Below are 15,416 nucleotides of genomic sequence, written 5' to 3' on the forward strand. Positions count from 1 at the left end.
AAGGGGCTTTTATCTCAGAATCAAATATAAGTCTTTTTATTTTCTATCATAGGTGATCACAGTACGCAACATTTCCAAATACAACGAAGAATATCCCACCGTCATTACTATCGGTACTTTTGACGGAGTGCATATAGGTCATCGGAAAATACTTGATAAAATCATACATCATGCCAAGGGTACAGAACTTAAATCTTCAGTACTAACTTTCTTCCCACATCCTAGAATGGTTTTACAAAAGGATGCAGACATCAAACTTTTGAATACCATTGATGAAAAAATCATCATTTTAGAAGGACTAGGCCTCGATGTTTTAATTATTCATCCGTTTACAAAAGACTTTTCTAGGCTATCTGCCACAGCATTCGTGCGTGATATTTTGGTCAACACCTTAAATATAGAAAAGATTATTATTGGTTATGACCATAGATTTGGTCGAAATAGAAATGCCAATATAACAGATTTGATAGCATTTGGTACTGCCCTAGATTTTACGGTAGACGAAATACCCGCTCAAGAAATCGACGATGTTTCTGTAAGTTCTACCAAAATCAGAAAAGCATTAGAAGAAGGAGATGTTCAAACGGCCAACAGCTATTTAGGTTATGAATATATGCTTACCGGTGTAATTGTTCGAGGAAAGGGAATTGGCAAGCAATTAGGCTACCCTACAGCGAATCTATCAATTGCAGAGAACTATAAATTAATACCTAAAAATGGTGCCTATACTGTTAAAAGTACTTTAGACGGAAAAACGGTTTATGGAATGATGAATATTGGGTACAACCCTACTGTAAGTGGCACCGAGAAATCTATAGAAATCAATTTCTTTAATTTTGATGCTGACTTATATGAAAAAAAAATACAAGTAGCTATTATAGCCCGATTACGTGACGAACACAAATTTGAATCGGTAGATGCTTTAAAAGTTCAATTGGGCAGGGACAAGGAAAATTCACTTAAATATATTCAACGATAACATGTTGAACAGGTTATTATTTCAGCAGATAGATAATAGCCCATTAATCATTTTCCGTATTTTCTTCGGTATTCTTATTTCACTCGAGTGTTTTGGTGCTATTGCCACAGGTTGGGTAAAAAGAAACCTCATAGATCCCAAATATAACTTTCCTTTTATTGACTTTGACTGGCTTCATCCCTTACCCGGTTCGGGCATGTATTTTTATTTTATTACTATGGGAATTTTGGGACTGTTCATCGCCTTTGGCTTTAAATATAGGGTCAGTATAATAACATTTACACTCTTATGGACCGCCACTTACTTAATGCAAAAAACCGCCTATAATAATCATTATTACTTGCTTATTTTAATTTCCTTTTTAATGTGTTTTTTTCCGGCTCAGAAAGGTAAATCGATTGATGTAAAATTGAATTCGCAACTTGAAACAGATTCAATGTACAGTTATATAAAATGGGCAATTGTTCTTCAACTATTTATCGTTTATGTATATGCATCAGTCGCCAAAATTTATGGCGATTGGCTAAATTTTAGCATGATTAACATATTGATGCAGCCTAGAAAGGATTATATTTTGGTTGGCGAACTATTGCAACAACCTTGGGTACATACCATTATAGGAACGGCAGGTATACTTTTCGACTTACTCATAATACCCGCATTACTCTGGAAACCAACTCGTAAGGCCGCCTTAATATTATCCATCTTTTTTCATCTATTCAATTCTATTATCTTTCAGATAGGTATTTTTCCTTATTTGGCACTAGCGTTCAGTGTGTTCTTTTTTGACCCTGAAACCATTCGCAGTATATTTTTTAAATCAAAAAAACCATTTGCCTCAACCAAACTTATTTTCCCTAATTATAAAAACAGTTTACTTTTAGGGGCAGCACTATATTTTAGTATTCAACTACTCTTACCTGTACGACATTTTGCCATTGAAGATGATGTTTTATGGACGGAAGAAGGGCACCGAATGAGCTGGAGAATGATGTTGCGAAGCCGAATAGGGAAAGGGAACTTTAAGGTAGTTGACAATACTACTCACGAAGTGTTTGAGATAAAACCAAAAGACTATCTAACTCCTGGCCAAGAACGTAAAGTATTTACATACCCAGATTTCGCATGGCAATTTGCTCAGTATTTAAGAATGGAATTCCGAAAAAAAGACAAAAACGTTTCCGTGTTTATAGAAAACTCCAAAGTGAGCATTAATGGCAAGCCATATGTTCCCTTTTTAGACTCCAAAATAGATTTAGCCTCAGCATCTTGGAAACCACTACAGCATCATACATGGATTCTACCTTCAAATTTGAAGCCGAGCAATAAATGATTTTACTAGAATTTAACGGCACGCTGGCATAGTTGAAGCGGCATACCCCAAGGGTCACGTAACATTACCAAATGACTACTATCTTCCTTTAAAACTTCTTCAAAAAAACTAGCCCCAGCCTTGAGCAATCGTTGTTTGTCCTTTTCTGCATTTTCAGAAACAAAAGCTACATGGAACGTTAACGGGTGCCTTTCCCTAAAATCTTCAGCTAATGCGTCTTCACGTTTATAGAATTCAATTACGACCCGACCTGTACTATCGGCCAAAAAAGTCATAAACGGAGATTCTTTCTGCTGGTTTGCTATTGTTAGTCCTAAATGGCTACAGTACCAATTGACTACCCCATTAATATCAGCAACATTTAATGCAAAGTGTTCAAAAGTCATTTTAATCGATGATTAGACCATAAAAGTATCTAATTTAAATCTAAGATTAACGTAAATTTACAGCCAAATACAACCTAAAATGTTACAATTACAGACCATACGTGAACATAAGGAAGAAATTATTCTAGCCCTTGGAAAAAGAAATATTGACGCCGAAACTCTCTTAAACAATGTTCTTCTATTGGATGAAAAAAGACGAACCACCCAAACGCAATTGGATAATGTTTTGGCAGAATCCAACACCCTTTCCAAAGAAATTGGTGTATTATACAAAACAGGTAAGGCGCAAGAAGCAACTGTTTTAAAAGAGCGAACGGTCAATTTAAAAGAGGAGTCCAAACAATTGGGTGAAGATTTGAATACAGCAGCAGAAGAACTTCAAAGCTTATTGTACCAAATACCTAATGCTCCCCATATTTCTGTGCGTAAAGGCAGTAGTGAAGAAGATAATGAAGAGGTATTTAAAGAAGGTAAAATTCCTACTTTAGAGGCCACTGCACTACCGCATTGGGAGTTGGCAAAAAAGTATGATATTATAGATTTTGAATTAGGAGTTAAAATTGCAGGGGCAGGCTTTCCTGTATACAAAGGAAAAGGTGCCCGTTTACAACGAGCATTAATAAATTACTTTTTAGATAAAAATACTGAAGCAGGATACACGGAAATACAGGTTCCCCATTTAGTGAACGAACTATCTGGCTATGGAACGGGGCAGTTACCTGATAAAGAAGGTCAAATGTACCATGTTACCGAAGACGACCTCTATTTAATACCTACTGCAGAAGTGCCCGTAACCAATATTTTTAGGGATGTTATCTTAAACGAAAGTGATTTTCCAGTCACCTACACGGGCTATACACCTTGTTTTAGGCGTGAAGCTGGTAGCTATGGCGCACATGTACGTGGCTTAAACCGTTTACACCAGTTTGATAAGGTGGAGATTGTACGCGTAGAGCACCCAACTAAATCTTATGAAGCTTTAGACGACATGGTAGAACATGTAAAAGGCATTTTAAGAGACCTAAAGCTCCCCTACCGTATTCTACGTCTATGTGGTGGTGATTTAGGCTTCACGGCAGCCCTAACCTTTGATTTTGAAGTGTTTTCTACCGCTCAGGATCGTTGGCTTGAAATTAGTTCTATTTCCAATTTTGAGACCTACCAGGCCAATAGACTAAAATTAAGATTTAAAGACGAAAACGGAAAAAGTCAATTGGCGCATACTTTAAATGGTAGCTCTTTAGCCTTACCTCGGGTATTGGCTGGCATATTAGAAAATTATCAAACTCCAGACGGTATTAGGGTACCAGAGGTATTGGTGCCGTATTGTGGATTTGACTTGATTAATTAATTATTTGGCGTTCTCGAGGCCACGACAACAAATCTAGTAGACTTTCAATATTCGCAAGACTTCGGGTGTAACTTTTGTCTACACCTGAGTAGTCTTTGTAGAGTCATGCCTCAACCACTTGTGAATAAACCTCATATCTGTACTGGACTCCAACAGACCGATAGCGTAGCTATGAAGCAAATACTTTTAGGTATGCGCGTATTTTCATGACAGTCTAAAGATTTCCTGAACACTCCCTTTAGCCTACAGCCCAACGCATTGGCCTTCCAATAAATATGCCTTAGGCTTAATTGTGTATACTATTACCTTAGCTTGGGTATTACTTAAACGGGTAGTGGCACCATTTTATGCTTTTTTCACTTGCCCTTCTGCTACATGCGCCACCATTCGACAACTATCTATACGGTTCAATTTAATGGACCGTATTTCAGAAGATCTAAGGTGTTTTAGGTTGTTTACTTACGCAAACTAACGAAATACTTCTTTTTTACTTAGCACTTTGGGTAAAGTAACCGGTTTTTAGGCCTTGGTATATCAAAAAAATATTTATCACCTATGTTCTACCTTTTCAAAATAAAATTTGACAGTATTAATCTTACTGTTTATTTTACGCTTGCCCAATTTTCCTTAATAGACACAATAGAGAAAAGTAATCTTTAAGGCTTTTGGCAGAAAATTCGTTTACCGGATAGTCTGTAATTAGCTTCTATAAATGCACAAATTCGACAACATAAATACCTATAACAAGTTTGCTATAAATATTTAGTCATAATTGAGCATGAAATTGAATTAATGCTGCTCCCCTTTTGTGGACTATTTGTATTCGGTATTTATGAAAAAAACAATAATGTCATATGTATCTCATTTGCTGTCTTTACTAGTTTTGAAGAAGTGAATCTTTAAGTAAGAATCTTAAAAGAGCATGCCGATTGTTAAGTTAATCTGTGGATTTTAAGACAGTATTAATAAGGTTTCATTCTTAAACCTGTAAACTGCCGATTAACAATTAAAACAATTATATATGAGTACAACATACTTGAATACAAAGTCAAGAGGGATAGCCAAAACAGTAGCTGAATTCTCCAAACAAGATGGTCAGAGTAACAGGGAGTTCCGAGAATTTATCAATGAACAAGTGGTGAAACATAGAAAAGAGGGGATGGACGTATTCAAGTCTCCAAGACCAGGAGATGACCAAAAGAACGAATAACTTCCTATCCATAACGGAAAAAGGAGTACATAACAAAGAACTAAAAGGCTATTTAGGAAATCTAAATAGCCTTTTAAATACTTATGTAAAAAAGCATTAAAAACTATAAAGTATGACAAATTAATACTGCCAAAACTGTTTCTGAAGAAAAAATAAGGAAAGATTTTTTCACCTTTCAAATTACCAAAACCTTGCAAAGGTTCTAATCTCATAATACCATAATTGAGCTACACTTATGGAAATCAGAATGAAAAATACATCTCAATTCAGGATATAGGAAGCATCATTTAGAACGTGTTTTATAGAAACGCATTTTGAGGTTTCTGTAATGAAAAGAATATCAGGAACAAACAAGTATCGATAAGGATATGTCAAAATATGGTATAATCTATCTGCCTTAACGAAAATCCAAAAAAAATATCAGCAGGTATAAAGAAATATAATATTTCACAAAATATGATTAATAAGTTCCTGCAATAAAAGGTGAAGATTCTGATTCCAAAAAATAGATTAAAGAAGGAAAATTAACTACTTGGTGTTTATTGATTAATGAAACAATTCAATACCTAACTCAAGCAAATTCAAATAAGAGATTCTTATGCTCAATTTATGCCTGAACCATAGCTTCCCTTTTCATCCACATGTAAGTTTAAATCTGCGAGTTTAAATGCAACATTCGCATACGAATCCTGACTTGATTTAATGTTCGGTTCTTTCGTACTCGTGAGACCTCTAGGATACTGCCCTACCTTATTTCGTGGAAACACAACGACCTTGGCTGACTTATCTACTTTACCACCCCGTGGATATAGAGACCGTGCCAAATAATAACATCTTCTTTCTCTCAATCTCTACCGTATCTACATAAGCCCCCTTTTGCTGTTTAATTCTAAAATTTATCTATATTTATAAAGTCCGCAAAATCAGTTTATTTTGCTTTGAGACAAAAAAACAAAATAAACTGTTTTGCTAGATATATAGCTGAAAGTAATCGCATTTTTGCTCCCGCACTACTTTTAGCTTTGACATTCTAAGAAACATTTAATATTCAAATCATGTTCTTAGTAAGATTACAGAAAATAAAAAATTTTACACTCCTCTTCCTTATAATAACAACGAGTACTGTGGCACAGGATTTTAACGCTACAGCAAAAGGAGACGACAATGCGATTTTTCAATCTAAATTCTCCTCAGAGGAGTTAAAGAATGCTCGTGTAAAATTGATTCCCTTTCCACAAAATGTTCAATGGGGAAAAGAACAATTGAACATTAATAATCTTCAAGTAAAACCTTCTAAACTTTTTACCAGTCTTTTAAATGATGAGCTGAAAGATATCTGTGCAGAAAGCGGAATTCAATTAATTGATGATGCCGATTTTCAATTAAAATTCTCCTTCAATCAAGAGATTCCTGAAGAAGGTTATGAACTGGATATTACGAAAGAAGGAATTCATATTTCGTCATCGACGGAAACGGGTAATTTTTATGCGCTTCAAACACTGCGGCAGCTAATAGAAATCGATAACAATTCTCGCAAAATTCAACCGTGCAAGATTCGAGACGAACCGGCATATCCAATAAGAGGATTCATGATCGATGTTGGGCGTAATTTTCAAAGTATTGCCTTACTGAAAAAACAGCTCGATATAATGGCAAAGTACAAAATGAATACATTTCATTGGCACCTTACCGATGATCCAGCATGGCGCATAGAAAGCGTTAAGTACCCTCAACTTGTTGCTTTTGAAAACCATTTGGTCACAAGAGATCCCGGCAAATATTATACTTACAATGAGATTCGAGAACTGATTTTGTATGCGAATAAAAAGAAAATCTCCGTAATACCTGAAATTGATATGCCTGGACATAGTGACTCTTTTACTAAGACTTTGGGATATTCAATGGAATCGCCAGAAGGAATGAAGGTTTTAGAGAATATACTAAATGAATTCTTTAAAGAAATTCCAAAAGAACTTGCTCCTATCATCCACATTGGTTCGGATGAAACGCATATTAAGAATCCAGAGGAATTTATCACGAAAATGGTGTCGATAGTTGAAGGCGATAATCGAAAAGTGATGATATGGTCACCAGGGCTAGAAGCTAAAAAAAGTGTCATCAGACAAACTTGGGGTTCGGCCGATGCTGTTCAAGGTGATTTTGAAGAAATAGATTCTAGGTTGAGTTACATTAATGCAGGTGAACCAATGACCCAAATTAATCGGTTGCTATTTAAACCTATAGGAGCAGATTCAAAAAATAAAATACTTGGTGGGATAATATGTTTATGGCCAGATGTTAATGTTCACAATGAAAATGATGTTTACCAGCAGAATCCTGTTTACTCATCATTATTAACATATGCTTGGTCTACGTGGACGGCTGATATTACATCATCGCCTGCGAAGTATAGATTTCAAGTCCCACCCATTAGTACAGAGGCAGGAGCATATTTTAAAACCTTCGAGCAGTATTTACTAGCGCACAAACATCGGTACTTCAAGGATGAGCCATTCCAATATTTTTCCCAAAATGATAAACATTGGCAACTAATAGGGCCATTTAACGGGAATGATGGAGACAATACTTTGATGAATCAAAAAAGTGAAACCTATTTGTATAAGAATCAAACTTTAGCATGGATTCCAGCAACTGGTAATACGCTTATAATGAAACAGCGGTGGGTGAATACTGGGTATTTTTCCGAATCAGAGCCTGGTCAAACAGTGTATGCTCGAACATATGTGTACAGTGATACGGAAAAGGTCATTAACGCATGGATTAATTTCGAAACGCCAGCACGCTCAAACCGGGTATATTCAGGAATTCCAAAAAACGGTGAGTTGGATGCCAATGGCGGAATGATATCTATAAATGGAACGCAGATAGCTGGTCCAAAGTGGCAGAATCCCGGCTGGAAAACAACACGGCAACAAGGATGGGGTTTACCTATTGAGCAAGAAACTCCTTGGGCGAATGAAGAACTTTATTGGCTAAGAAAGCCAACTAGTCTACATCTTAAAAAAGGATGGAACAAAATTTTTGTAAAAATTCCCTATAAGACAGAATTCCAGAATTGGATGTTTACATTCATTCCGCTGGATATGGATGGGTTATTATTTTCAATTCGAGAGGATTGATATTTAAACTACATTATATTACTATGATTGGTTCATTAGTTACTGAAACACTGAGTGTGATCTGGAATCATTACTAGACATCCTATTTATACCTTTGAAATTGTAGTGACTCTCAGGAGCTTGATAATCAAATGTTATATCGGATAAAGGTGATAGAAAAACTAGTTATAATAACAAAGCTTTCCTGCGGTCAATATGACCGAGCATGATTACAGATTTTAATTACACCCCATCGGTGGTCACTTTTCATAACTATGGGGATTGGTCTGTTGCAGGCGGGTGATTATGGAGCAGCACCTTGATAAACTGAATCCAGAATTCAAAGACGCGATTAAATATCTCACCCTTGGTCGTTAAAGGGGTTATTTATTGTATTTCACCAAAACAGTCAGCAACTAAACTCTCAAGAATTAAAAAAAACGAATTTACCACGGTAAAGGTCTAAAGCATTCTATTTCCGTACTTTCAAAACGAATACCAAATTGTGACGATTCACACAAGCAACTTGCAAGTACGCAATAGTCAGTTTACATAAGTTGTTGCGATCTACTTAACATCACCTTATAGCATTCTACGTATCTTTGAATATGCGTAATCTTCTTTTTTTTGTTTCGTATATATCGATGGCAACTTTTGCCTGGGCGCAAGATGATTTTTTGGCGAAACAATATTTTGCTGATGGTGATTTTGAAAAGGCCGTGGTATTCTATGAGAAATTGGTAGAGAAAAATCCCCGTAGAACAGCATACGTACAAGATTTAGTAGCATGCTATCAGCAATTAGAACGCTACGAAGAGGCAGGTGATTTCCTTAGAGACAAATTAGAAGACAAAAACCCCTACCCTACTTTGTTCGTTGATTTAGGGTATAACCATACACTTCAAGAACAGAAGGAAATGGCCCAAACCAATTACGAAAAAGCTTTGGGCGTCATTCAAAAAAATCCGAATTATGGCTATGCTATCGGACTCCAATTTCAAAAATACAGCTTGTTAGACCTAGCAATCAAGGCATTCGAAAATGCTATGCAATTGAATCCCGGGTTAGATTACAACTATCCATTGGCGCGTATTTATGGAGAAAAAGGCAACGTTGAAGCTATGTATAACGCCTATCTCAATTTGCTTAGCGATGGTAAGACCTCCAAGTCGAATATTCTTAGAAGTATCGATGATTTTATAACCGAAAATCCTGAGGATACCAATAATATTATTTTAAAGAAAGTATTGCTTGAACGGGCACAAAAAAATCCCAATATCATTTGGAACGAACTACTCAGTTGGCTCTTCGTACAGCAAAAACAATTTAGCAGTGCCTTTAGGCAAGAAAAAGCCATTTTTAAACGTATTGAGGGCAGCTATACCATACGATTAGAAAATTTAGGGGATTTTGTCCTTCAAGATGAGGAATATGAAGTAGCGAAAGATATTTATCTATATATCATCGAAAATACGAGCAATGAAGTTACCAAATTGGATGCGGAACTAAACTTAATAGACATTCACCTTATAACCTCATCGGGAAGCCAGTTAGATGCTATTCAAAAAAAATACGAAGAACTCATAGATTTTTACGGATATAAAACACATACGTTACAACTTCAGGTAGCCTATGCAAATTTTCTAACGTTTAAAAAGAATCAACCTGAGCCTGCAGAAAGACTTTTGAAAAACAGTCTTGACCTACCTCTTAACCTACGAGGAACAGCATATTTAAAATTAGCTTTAGGCGATATTTTAGTGTATGACAAAAAGTTTAATGAAGCACTTATTTATTTTTCACAGATACAGCAAAAATTAAAAAATGATGTTCTAGGGCAAGAAGCCCGTTACAAGGTTGCCCAGACCAGTTTTTATAAGGGAGATTTTGATTGGGCCTTAACCCAGTTAAAGGTACTACGAAGTTCAACTTCACAATTGATAGCAAATGACGCCATGCAATTGAGTTTATTAATTTCTGATAATTCATTGGAAGATTCAACCCAAACCGCCTTAAAGAAATATGCAAGAGCAGATTTTCTTGCGTATCAGAACAATACCGAAGATGCCATAACTGCCTTGAACGATATTATTGAAAACCACAAAGGCGAAAAAATAGAAGATGAAGCTTTGTTGAAACAAGCGCAGTTATTTGAGTCACAGAAAAAATATAAGGAAGCTCAATTCAATTATGAAAAAATAATTACGTTTTACAGCAAAAGTATCTTGGCAGATGATGCCCATTTTGCAATAGCAGAATTGTACAGGAAAGTCTTCGATAATCCGTCGAAAGCTAAAGAGCATTATGAAACTATCATCTATAACTACCAAGACAGTTACTATTTCCCTCAAGCAAGAAAGAACTTTAGAATTTTAAGGGGAGATGCTATTAATTAAAAAATTATTCAAATAACTTAATTTTCAGGCCATGTCAAATTAACTTTTAATTTGATATAAAATCTTAACCTTGAACTAGAATTACACACATGTATATATACAACATTACCACCAATATTGAAGAAGCTTCCCATCATGCTTGGGTAAAATGGATGAAAGAAATCCACATTCCAGAAGTACTCTCTACAGGCAAATTTTTAAGTGCAAAATTCTCGAAAGTTTTGGTAGAAGAGGATATGGGAGGTGTTACCTATTCCATACAATATACCGTGATGGACAAAGCCACTTTGAAGCGCTATTACGAAGAGGACGCTCCTAGATTAATAGAAAATGTTCAGAAAAATTTCGGAAGTAAATTAGTTTCCTTTAAAACAGAATTAGAAGTCATTGATGAGTATTTTGTTCAACGGGCAACCGCAACTCATTATATGTTCACCTACGGAACGTTACAAGAGACAGAGGTACAATTAGGTGTCTTCTCTAGACCTTTAGTGGGTTTTGAAGATGAGCTACGCAAGTATATGATTGCTGATAAAAAAATAGCAGATTTATATCCTACAGTGCAGCATACCGGGAAAGAAGACGATACAATAAAAGGGCAAGTTTACACCCTTTCTAACCAAGAACTGCATAAGGCAGATGTTTACGAAGGCGAAGCATATCAACGCATTCAGATTCAACTTAGCTCTGGTAAAAATGCATGGGTGTATATTTCAAAATAAGCTTGGCTTTAAAAAGATAGTATGGGTACGGAAAAGAATAAAGGAGATAAATATATGCATAACAAGCATTACGGCAAAGGCCCCGTAAAAGCAAAGAAATATCTCGGTCAACATTTTTTGAAAGATGAAGATATCGCCAAACAAATTGCCGATACGCTTTTACAAAAAGACTACAAGAATGTTATTGAAATAGGATCAGGTACAGGAGTGCTAACCAAATATCTGCTATCTCGAGATATCAATTTGGTTGCGATGGACTTAGACCCAGAATCTATAATTTACCTTAATGACACATTTCCTATAGAGCATCATACGGTATTGGAGGGAGAAGGTTCTTTTAAAGTCATTGAAGCCGATTTTTTAAATTATGACCTACAAACTTTGTTTGGCAACGAACAATTTGGGATTACAGGTAACTTTCCCTATAATATTTCTACCCAGATTGTATTCAAAATGCTGGAACTACGAAATCAGATTCCTGAATTTTCGGGTATGTTTCAAAAAGAGGTGGCGCAACGAATTTGTGCAAAAGAAGGTAGTAAAACATATGGAATCCTATCCGTTTTAGCTCAAGCCTTCTATGATGCGGAATATCTTTTTACCGTACAGCCCGAAGTATTCGACCCACCACCAAAAGTACAATCGGGTGTATTGCGACTTACTCGTAAAACCAACTTTCAACTTCCTTGTGACGAGCAATTATTCAGAAGGGTAGTAAAAACTGCTTTTAACCAGCGTAGAAAGACGTTACGCAACAGTTTAAAAACGTTTGACCTATCTGATGTTCTCAAAGAAGATACTATATTTGACCAACGACCGGAACAACTGTCCGTAACAGATTTTATAGCATTGACGAAGAAGATAGCAGATGAAACCCTTTAAACTTACAGAAGAACTTGTAAAAGATATAGAACAGCATATTGAGAATCAAAATAATGCTGAACTCACTACCTTGTTTCAAGATGTCCATTATGCGGATATTGCTGAAATCATCAATGAGCTAGATGATGATGAAGCTACTTATCTGATTAAATTATTAGATAGCGACAAAACCTCAGATATTCTTACAGAATTAGATGAGGATGTACGTGAAGCCATATTAGGCAATCTTTCTTCAAAAGAAATTGCAAGTGAACTTGGAGAACTTGATACCGATGATGCTGCAGATATTATTGGTGAGCTACCAAAGGAACAGGTACAAGAGGTTATCTCTAAAATTAAGGACAGGAAACACGCCAAAGATATTGTAGACCTTTTGCGTTATGCAGAAAATTCTGCTGGAGGACTTATGGCAAAGGAGCTCGTGAAAGTGAACGAGAATTGGAACGTGTTAACCTGTGTTAAGGAAATGCGGGCACAAGCGGAAAATGTAACCCGTGTTCATTCCATATATGTAGTAGACGCTGAAGACAAGCTTAAAGGACGGTTATCTTTAAAGGATTTATTAACTACTTCTACCAAAACGCACATAAAGGATGTTTTTATTAAAAACGTAGATGCTGTTAATGTCAATGAAAACCCTGAAGAGGTTGCTAGGATTATGAGCAAGTATGACCTGGAAGCGATACCTGTAATTGATGAAATAGGAAGACTTGTCGGGCGCATTACTATTGACGACATTATTGATGTTATCAAGGAAGAAGCTGAGCGTGATTACCAAATGGCGGCAGGTATATCAAAAGATGTTGAGGCCGATGCCAGTATTTGGGACCTTACACGCGCACGTTTACCATGGTTAATTTTAGGACTTTTTGGAGGTGCGGCAGCAGCCGTAATCATGGGCGGTTTTGAAGAAATGTTTCGTGAGTATACCGTTTTATTCTTATTCACGCCTTTAATTGCAGCGATGGCTGGTAACGTAGGTGTTCAATCTAGCGCCATTATTGTACAAGGTTTGGCAAATGACGATATTAAAGGCAGCATAGGTAAACGTTTGATAAAGGAAATGTTACTGGCCTTATTGAATGGCTTTATTTTATCATGTTTATTGTTGGTTTTTACATGGGTATGGAAAGGTGACTTTTTAACCTCATTGGCAATTTCCATATCACTTATTGCTGTGATTGTTGTAGCAGGCTTTATTGGCACTTTCGTACCGTTATTTCTTCATAAACGTGGTATAGACCCTGCAATAGCAACCGGACCATTTATCACTACAAGTAACGACATTTTCGGAATCCTGATTTACTTTTCAATAGCAAAGCTCATTTTAGGAATCTAATAAACAAGCAATCCTGTTTTTAGAATTCTATCACTTTACGTATCTTCATTTGGGGAATAAAACAAATCGATAAGCAATTCAAAGTGATAGTCTAGCTTTTGACATATACTATGGTTTTTAGGTTATAAATAAAAATAATGAAAAGCATAAACCTTAAAGAAAAATATGAGTTGGTTGATGCCTATTGGCATCCACATCAAATTGGTGTTGTAGATAATATGCAGGTCTTATTGGCCAAAATAAAAGGTGAATTTGTCTGGCATGCACATAAAAATGAGGACGAACTTTTTCAAGTAGTTAAAGGCATTTTATATATGCAATTTCGAGACCGAACCGAAGTAGTGAATGAAGGTGAAATTATAATAGTACCTAAAGGTGTTGAACATTGCCCCATCACTAAAAATAGCGAGGTCGTACATGTTTTGTTATTCGAAAAGTTAACGACCTTACACACTGGTTCTGTCGAACATGAAAAAACCCAAACCGTTTATCCTAAACTATAATTACCCAGAAAATGAAAGTATTACATGTCGATATTAACCACCCTTTAATAATTGAACAATTCAGTGAATTGGGTTTTCAGAATGATGAAGATTATACCTCGTCAAAACAAGAAATTGAAAACAAAATTGAAAACTATGACGGCCTGATTATCCGAAGTAGATTTACTATCGACTCCCAATTTTTGGAGAAGGCAAAGAACCTTAAGTTTATTGGTCGCTTAGGCGCCGGTCTAGAAAATATTGATATCAAATACGCCAAATCACTAGGTATATTTCTTGCCGCAGCACCAGAAGGAAATCGAAATGCTGTAGGTGAGCATGCACTGGGTATGTTATTATCCCTATTTAATAAATTAAACAAAGCAGACCGTGAAGTAAGAAGTGGCAAATGGGATCGCGAGGGCAATAGGGGCATCGAATTAGAAGGTAAGGTCGTTGGTATTATTGGGTATGGAAATATGGGTAAGGCCTTTGCCAAAAAACTAAAGGGATTTGATGTGAATGAAGTTATTTGTTATGACATACAAGGCGGCGTTGAAGATGAGAATGCTCGTCAGGTTGGCATATTAGAACTGCAAAGTCGTACAGATGTATTGAGCCTACATGTACCACAAACAGAACATACAGTCGGCATGATTCATACTGATTTTTTAGAAAAATTCCAGAAGCCCATTTGGATTTTGAATACTGCAAGGGGTAAATGCATTCAAACAATAGATTTGGTTCAAGCCTTGAAATCTGGCATAGTACTAGGAGCGGGATTGGATGTTTTGGAATATGAAAAAGCTTCTTTCGAAAATATGTTTTCAGAGGATAATCTACCCGATGCTTTTAAGTATTTAATACACTCAGATCAGGTCATACTTTCACCGCACGTAGCCGGTTGGACTGTAGAAAGCAAGATAAAATTAGCACAAACTGTAGTCGATAAAATTAAAGCTAAATTTATAGTTTAATACCAATCCTGTCCTAAACGTTTTCAAGAATGAATAACTTTACTGTTTTCATTGACCTAAAGCTACCGTTTTGGTTTTTTTCAGAATAGAACCCCCTGTACGATATTTTGTTTAGGCGGCGGATGGTCTTGAAAAGGGTGGTCGAGCCATTTTTGGAGGTCTACCTTAACAAAAAGGTTGAGTCTTATAAAAGCGACCAGATTTGATAAGTACCATTTGTATTTTGCCATAGCTTTCAGT

At 36.1% G+C, this 15,416-nt stretch carries 13 protein-coding genes; 11 read left to right on the top strand and 2 right to left on the bottom strand.

What is annotated here, in order from left to right:
- Positions 1–52 precede the first annotated feature (52 nt).
- On the top strand, positions 53–979 hold the full coding sequence (locus ES765_RS11100) for a bifunctional riboflavin kinase/FAD synthetase (RefSeq protein ID WP_138114287.1): 927 nt from the start codon (positions 53–55) through the stop codon (positions 977–979).
- Between the two features lies 1 nt (position 980).
- Positions 981–2,312, top strand: a complete 1,332-nt coding sequence (locus ES765_RS11105; RefSeq protein ID WP_138114290.1) for an HTTM domain-containing protein — start codon at positions 981–983, stop codon at positions 2,310–2,312.
- Between the two features lie 5 nt (positions 2,313–2,317).
- Here the strand turns inward: ES765_RS11105 and ES765_RS11110 are convergent, their stop codons facing one another.
- Positions 2,318–2,698: a VOC family protein gene (locus ES765_RS11110; RefSeq protein ID WP_138114293.1), complete on the bottom strand. Its 381-nt coding sequence runs from the start codon at positions 2,696–2,698 to the stop codon at positions 2,318–2,320.
- A gap of 79 nt (positions 2,699–2,777) precedes the next feature.
- Between ES765_RS11110 and serS the strand changes: the two genes are divergently transcribed.
- On the top strand, positions 2,778–4,049 hold the full coding sequence (gene serS / locus ES765_RS11115) for a serine--tRNA ligase (RefSeq protein WP_138114296.1): 1,272 nt from the start codon (positions 2,778–2,780) through the stop codon (positions 4,047–4,049).
- A gap of 1,021 nt (positions 4,050–5,070) precedes the next feature.
- Positions 5,071–5,259: a hypothetical protein gene (locus ES765_RS11120; protein WP_138114299.1), complete on the top strand. Its 189-nt coding sequence runs from the start codon at positions 5,071–5,073 to the stop codon at positions 5,257–5,259.
- Between the two features lie 602 nt (positions 5,260–5,861).
- Here the strand turns inward: ES765_RS11120 and ES765_RS11125 are convergent.
- On the bottom strand, positions 5,862–6,107 hold the full coding sequence (locus ES765_RS11125) for a hypothetical protein (protein WP_138114302.1): 246 nt from the start codon (positions 6,105–6,107) through the stop codon (positions 5,862–5,864).
- A 276-nt stretch (positions 6,108–6,383) separates the two neighbouring features.
- Here ES765_RS11125 and ES765_RS11130 point away from each other — a divergent pair, with 276 nt between their 5' ends.
- The 7 genes from ES765_RS11130 (at position 6,384) to ES765_RS11160 (ending at position 15,176) form a co-directional block, all read left to right on the top strand.
- Positions 6,384–8,399 carry a family 20 glycosylhydrolase gene (locus ES765_RS11130; RefSeq protein ID WP_171017287.1) on the top strand — a complete coding sequence of 672 codons (2,016 nt, stop codon included), beginning with the start codon at positions 6,384–6,386 and terminating at the stop codon, positions 8,397–8,399.
- A 587-nt stretch (positions 8,400–8,986) separates the two neighbouring features.
- Positions 8,987–10,774 (top strand): tetratricopeptide repeat protein, encoded by a 1,788-nt coding sequence (locus tag ES765_RS11135; protein ID WP_138114308.1) that lies wholly within the window; start codon positions 8,987–8,989, stop codon positions 10,772–10,774.
- Between the two features lie 89 nt (positions 10,775–10,863).
- Positions 10,864–11,496, top strand: a complete 633-nt coding sequence (locus ES765_RS22690) for a DUF4286 family protein (protein ID WP_138114310.1) — start codon at positions 10,864–10,866, stop codon at positions 11,494–11,496.
- Positions 11,497–11,517: 21 nt separating this feature from the next.
- Positions 11,518–12,378, top strand: a complete 861-nt coding sequence (rsmA, locus tag ES765_RS11145; RefSeq protein WP_138114313.1) for a 16S rRNA (adenine(1518)-N(6)/adenine(1519)-N(6))-dimethyltransferase RsmA — start codon at positions 11,518–11,520, stop codon at positions 12,376–12,378.
- Positions 12,365–13,717: a magnesium transporter gene (mgtE, locus tag ES765_RS11150; protein WP_138114316.1), complete on the top strand. Its 1,353-nt coding sequence runs from the start codon at positions 12,365–12,367 to the stop codon at positions 13,715–13,717. Before rsmA ends, mgtE begins: the two co-directional genes overlap by 14 nt.
- A gap of 137 nt (positions 13,718–13,854) precedes the next feature.
- Complete coding sequence (locus ES765_RS11155) at positions 13,855–14,220, top strand: cupin domain-containing protein (RefSeq protein ID WP_138114319.1); 366 nt, start codon at positions 13,855–13,857, stop codon at positions 14,218–14,220.
- A gap of 11 nt (positions 14,221–14,231) precedes the next feature.
- The gene (locus ES765_RS11160; protein ID WP_138114321.1) at positions 14,232–15,176 is read left to right on the top strand and encodes a 2-hydroxyacid dehydrogenase; all 945 of its coding nucleotides are present in this window, start codon (positions 14,232–14,234) and stop codon (positions 15,174–15,176) included.
- Positions 15,177–15,416 lie beyond the last annotated feature (240 nt).

Origin of the sequence: Maribacter sp. ACAM166, assembly GCF_005771495.1 — a bacterium.
Classification (GTDB): Bacteria; Bacteroidota; Bacteroidia; order Flavobacteriales; family Flavobacteriaceae; genus Maribacter.

Excerpts from the sequence above, each read along its gene's own strand:
- ES765_RS11105 (WP_138114290.1), top strand. The coding sequence starts at position 981 with ATGTTGAACAGGTTATTATTTCAGCAGATAGATAATAGCCCATTAATC.
- serS (WP_138114296.1), top strand. The coding sequence starts at position 2,778 with ATGTTACAATTACAGACCATACGTGAACATAAGGAAGAAATTATTCTA.
- ES765_RS11155 (WP_138114319.1), top strand. The coding sequence starts at position 13,855 with ATGAAAAGCATAAACCTTAAAGAAAAATATGAGTTGGTTGATGCCTAT.
- rsmA (WP_138114313.1), top strand. The coding sequence starts at position 11,518 with ATGGGTACGGAAAAGAATAAAGGAGATAAATATATGCATAACAAGCAT.
- ES765_RS11160 (WP_138114321.1), top strand. The coding sequence starts at position 14,232 with ATGAAAGTATTACATGTCGATATTAACCACCCTTTAATAATTGAACAA.
- ES765_RS22690 (WP_138114310.1), top strand. The coding sequence starts at position 10,864 with ATGTATATATACAACATTACCACCAATATTGAAGAAGCTTCCCATCAT.
- mgtE (WP_138114316.1), top strand. The coding sequence starts at position 12,365 with ATGAAACCCTTTAAACTTACAGAAGAACTTGTAAAAGATATAGAACAG.
- ES765_RS11110 (WP_138114293.1), bottom strand. The coding sequence starts at position 2,698 with ATGACTTTTGAACACTTTGCATTAAATGTTGCTGATATTAATGGGGTA.
- ES765_RS11135 (WP_138114308.1), top strand. The coding sequence starts at position 8,987 with ATGCGTAATCTTCTTTTTTTTGTTTCGTATATATCGATGGCAACTTTT.
- ES765_RS11120 (WP_138114299.1), top strand. The coding sequence starts at position 5,071 with ATGAGTACAACATACTTGAATACAAAGTCAAGAGGGATAGCCAAAACA.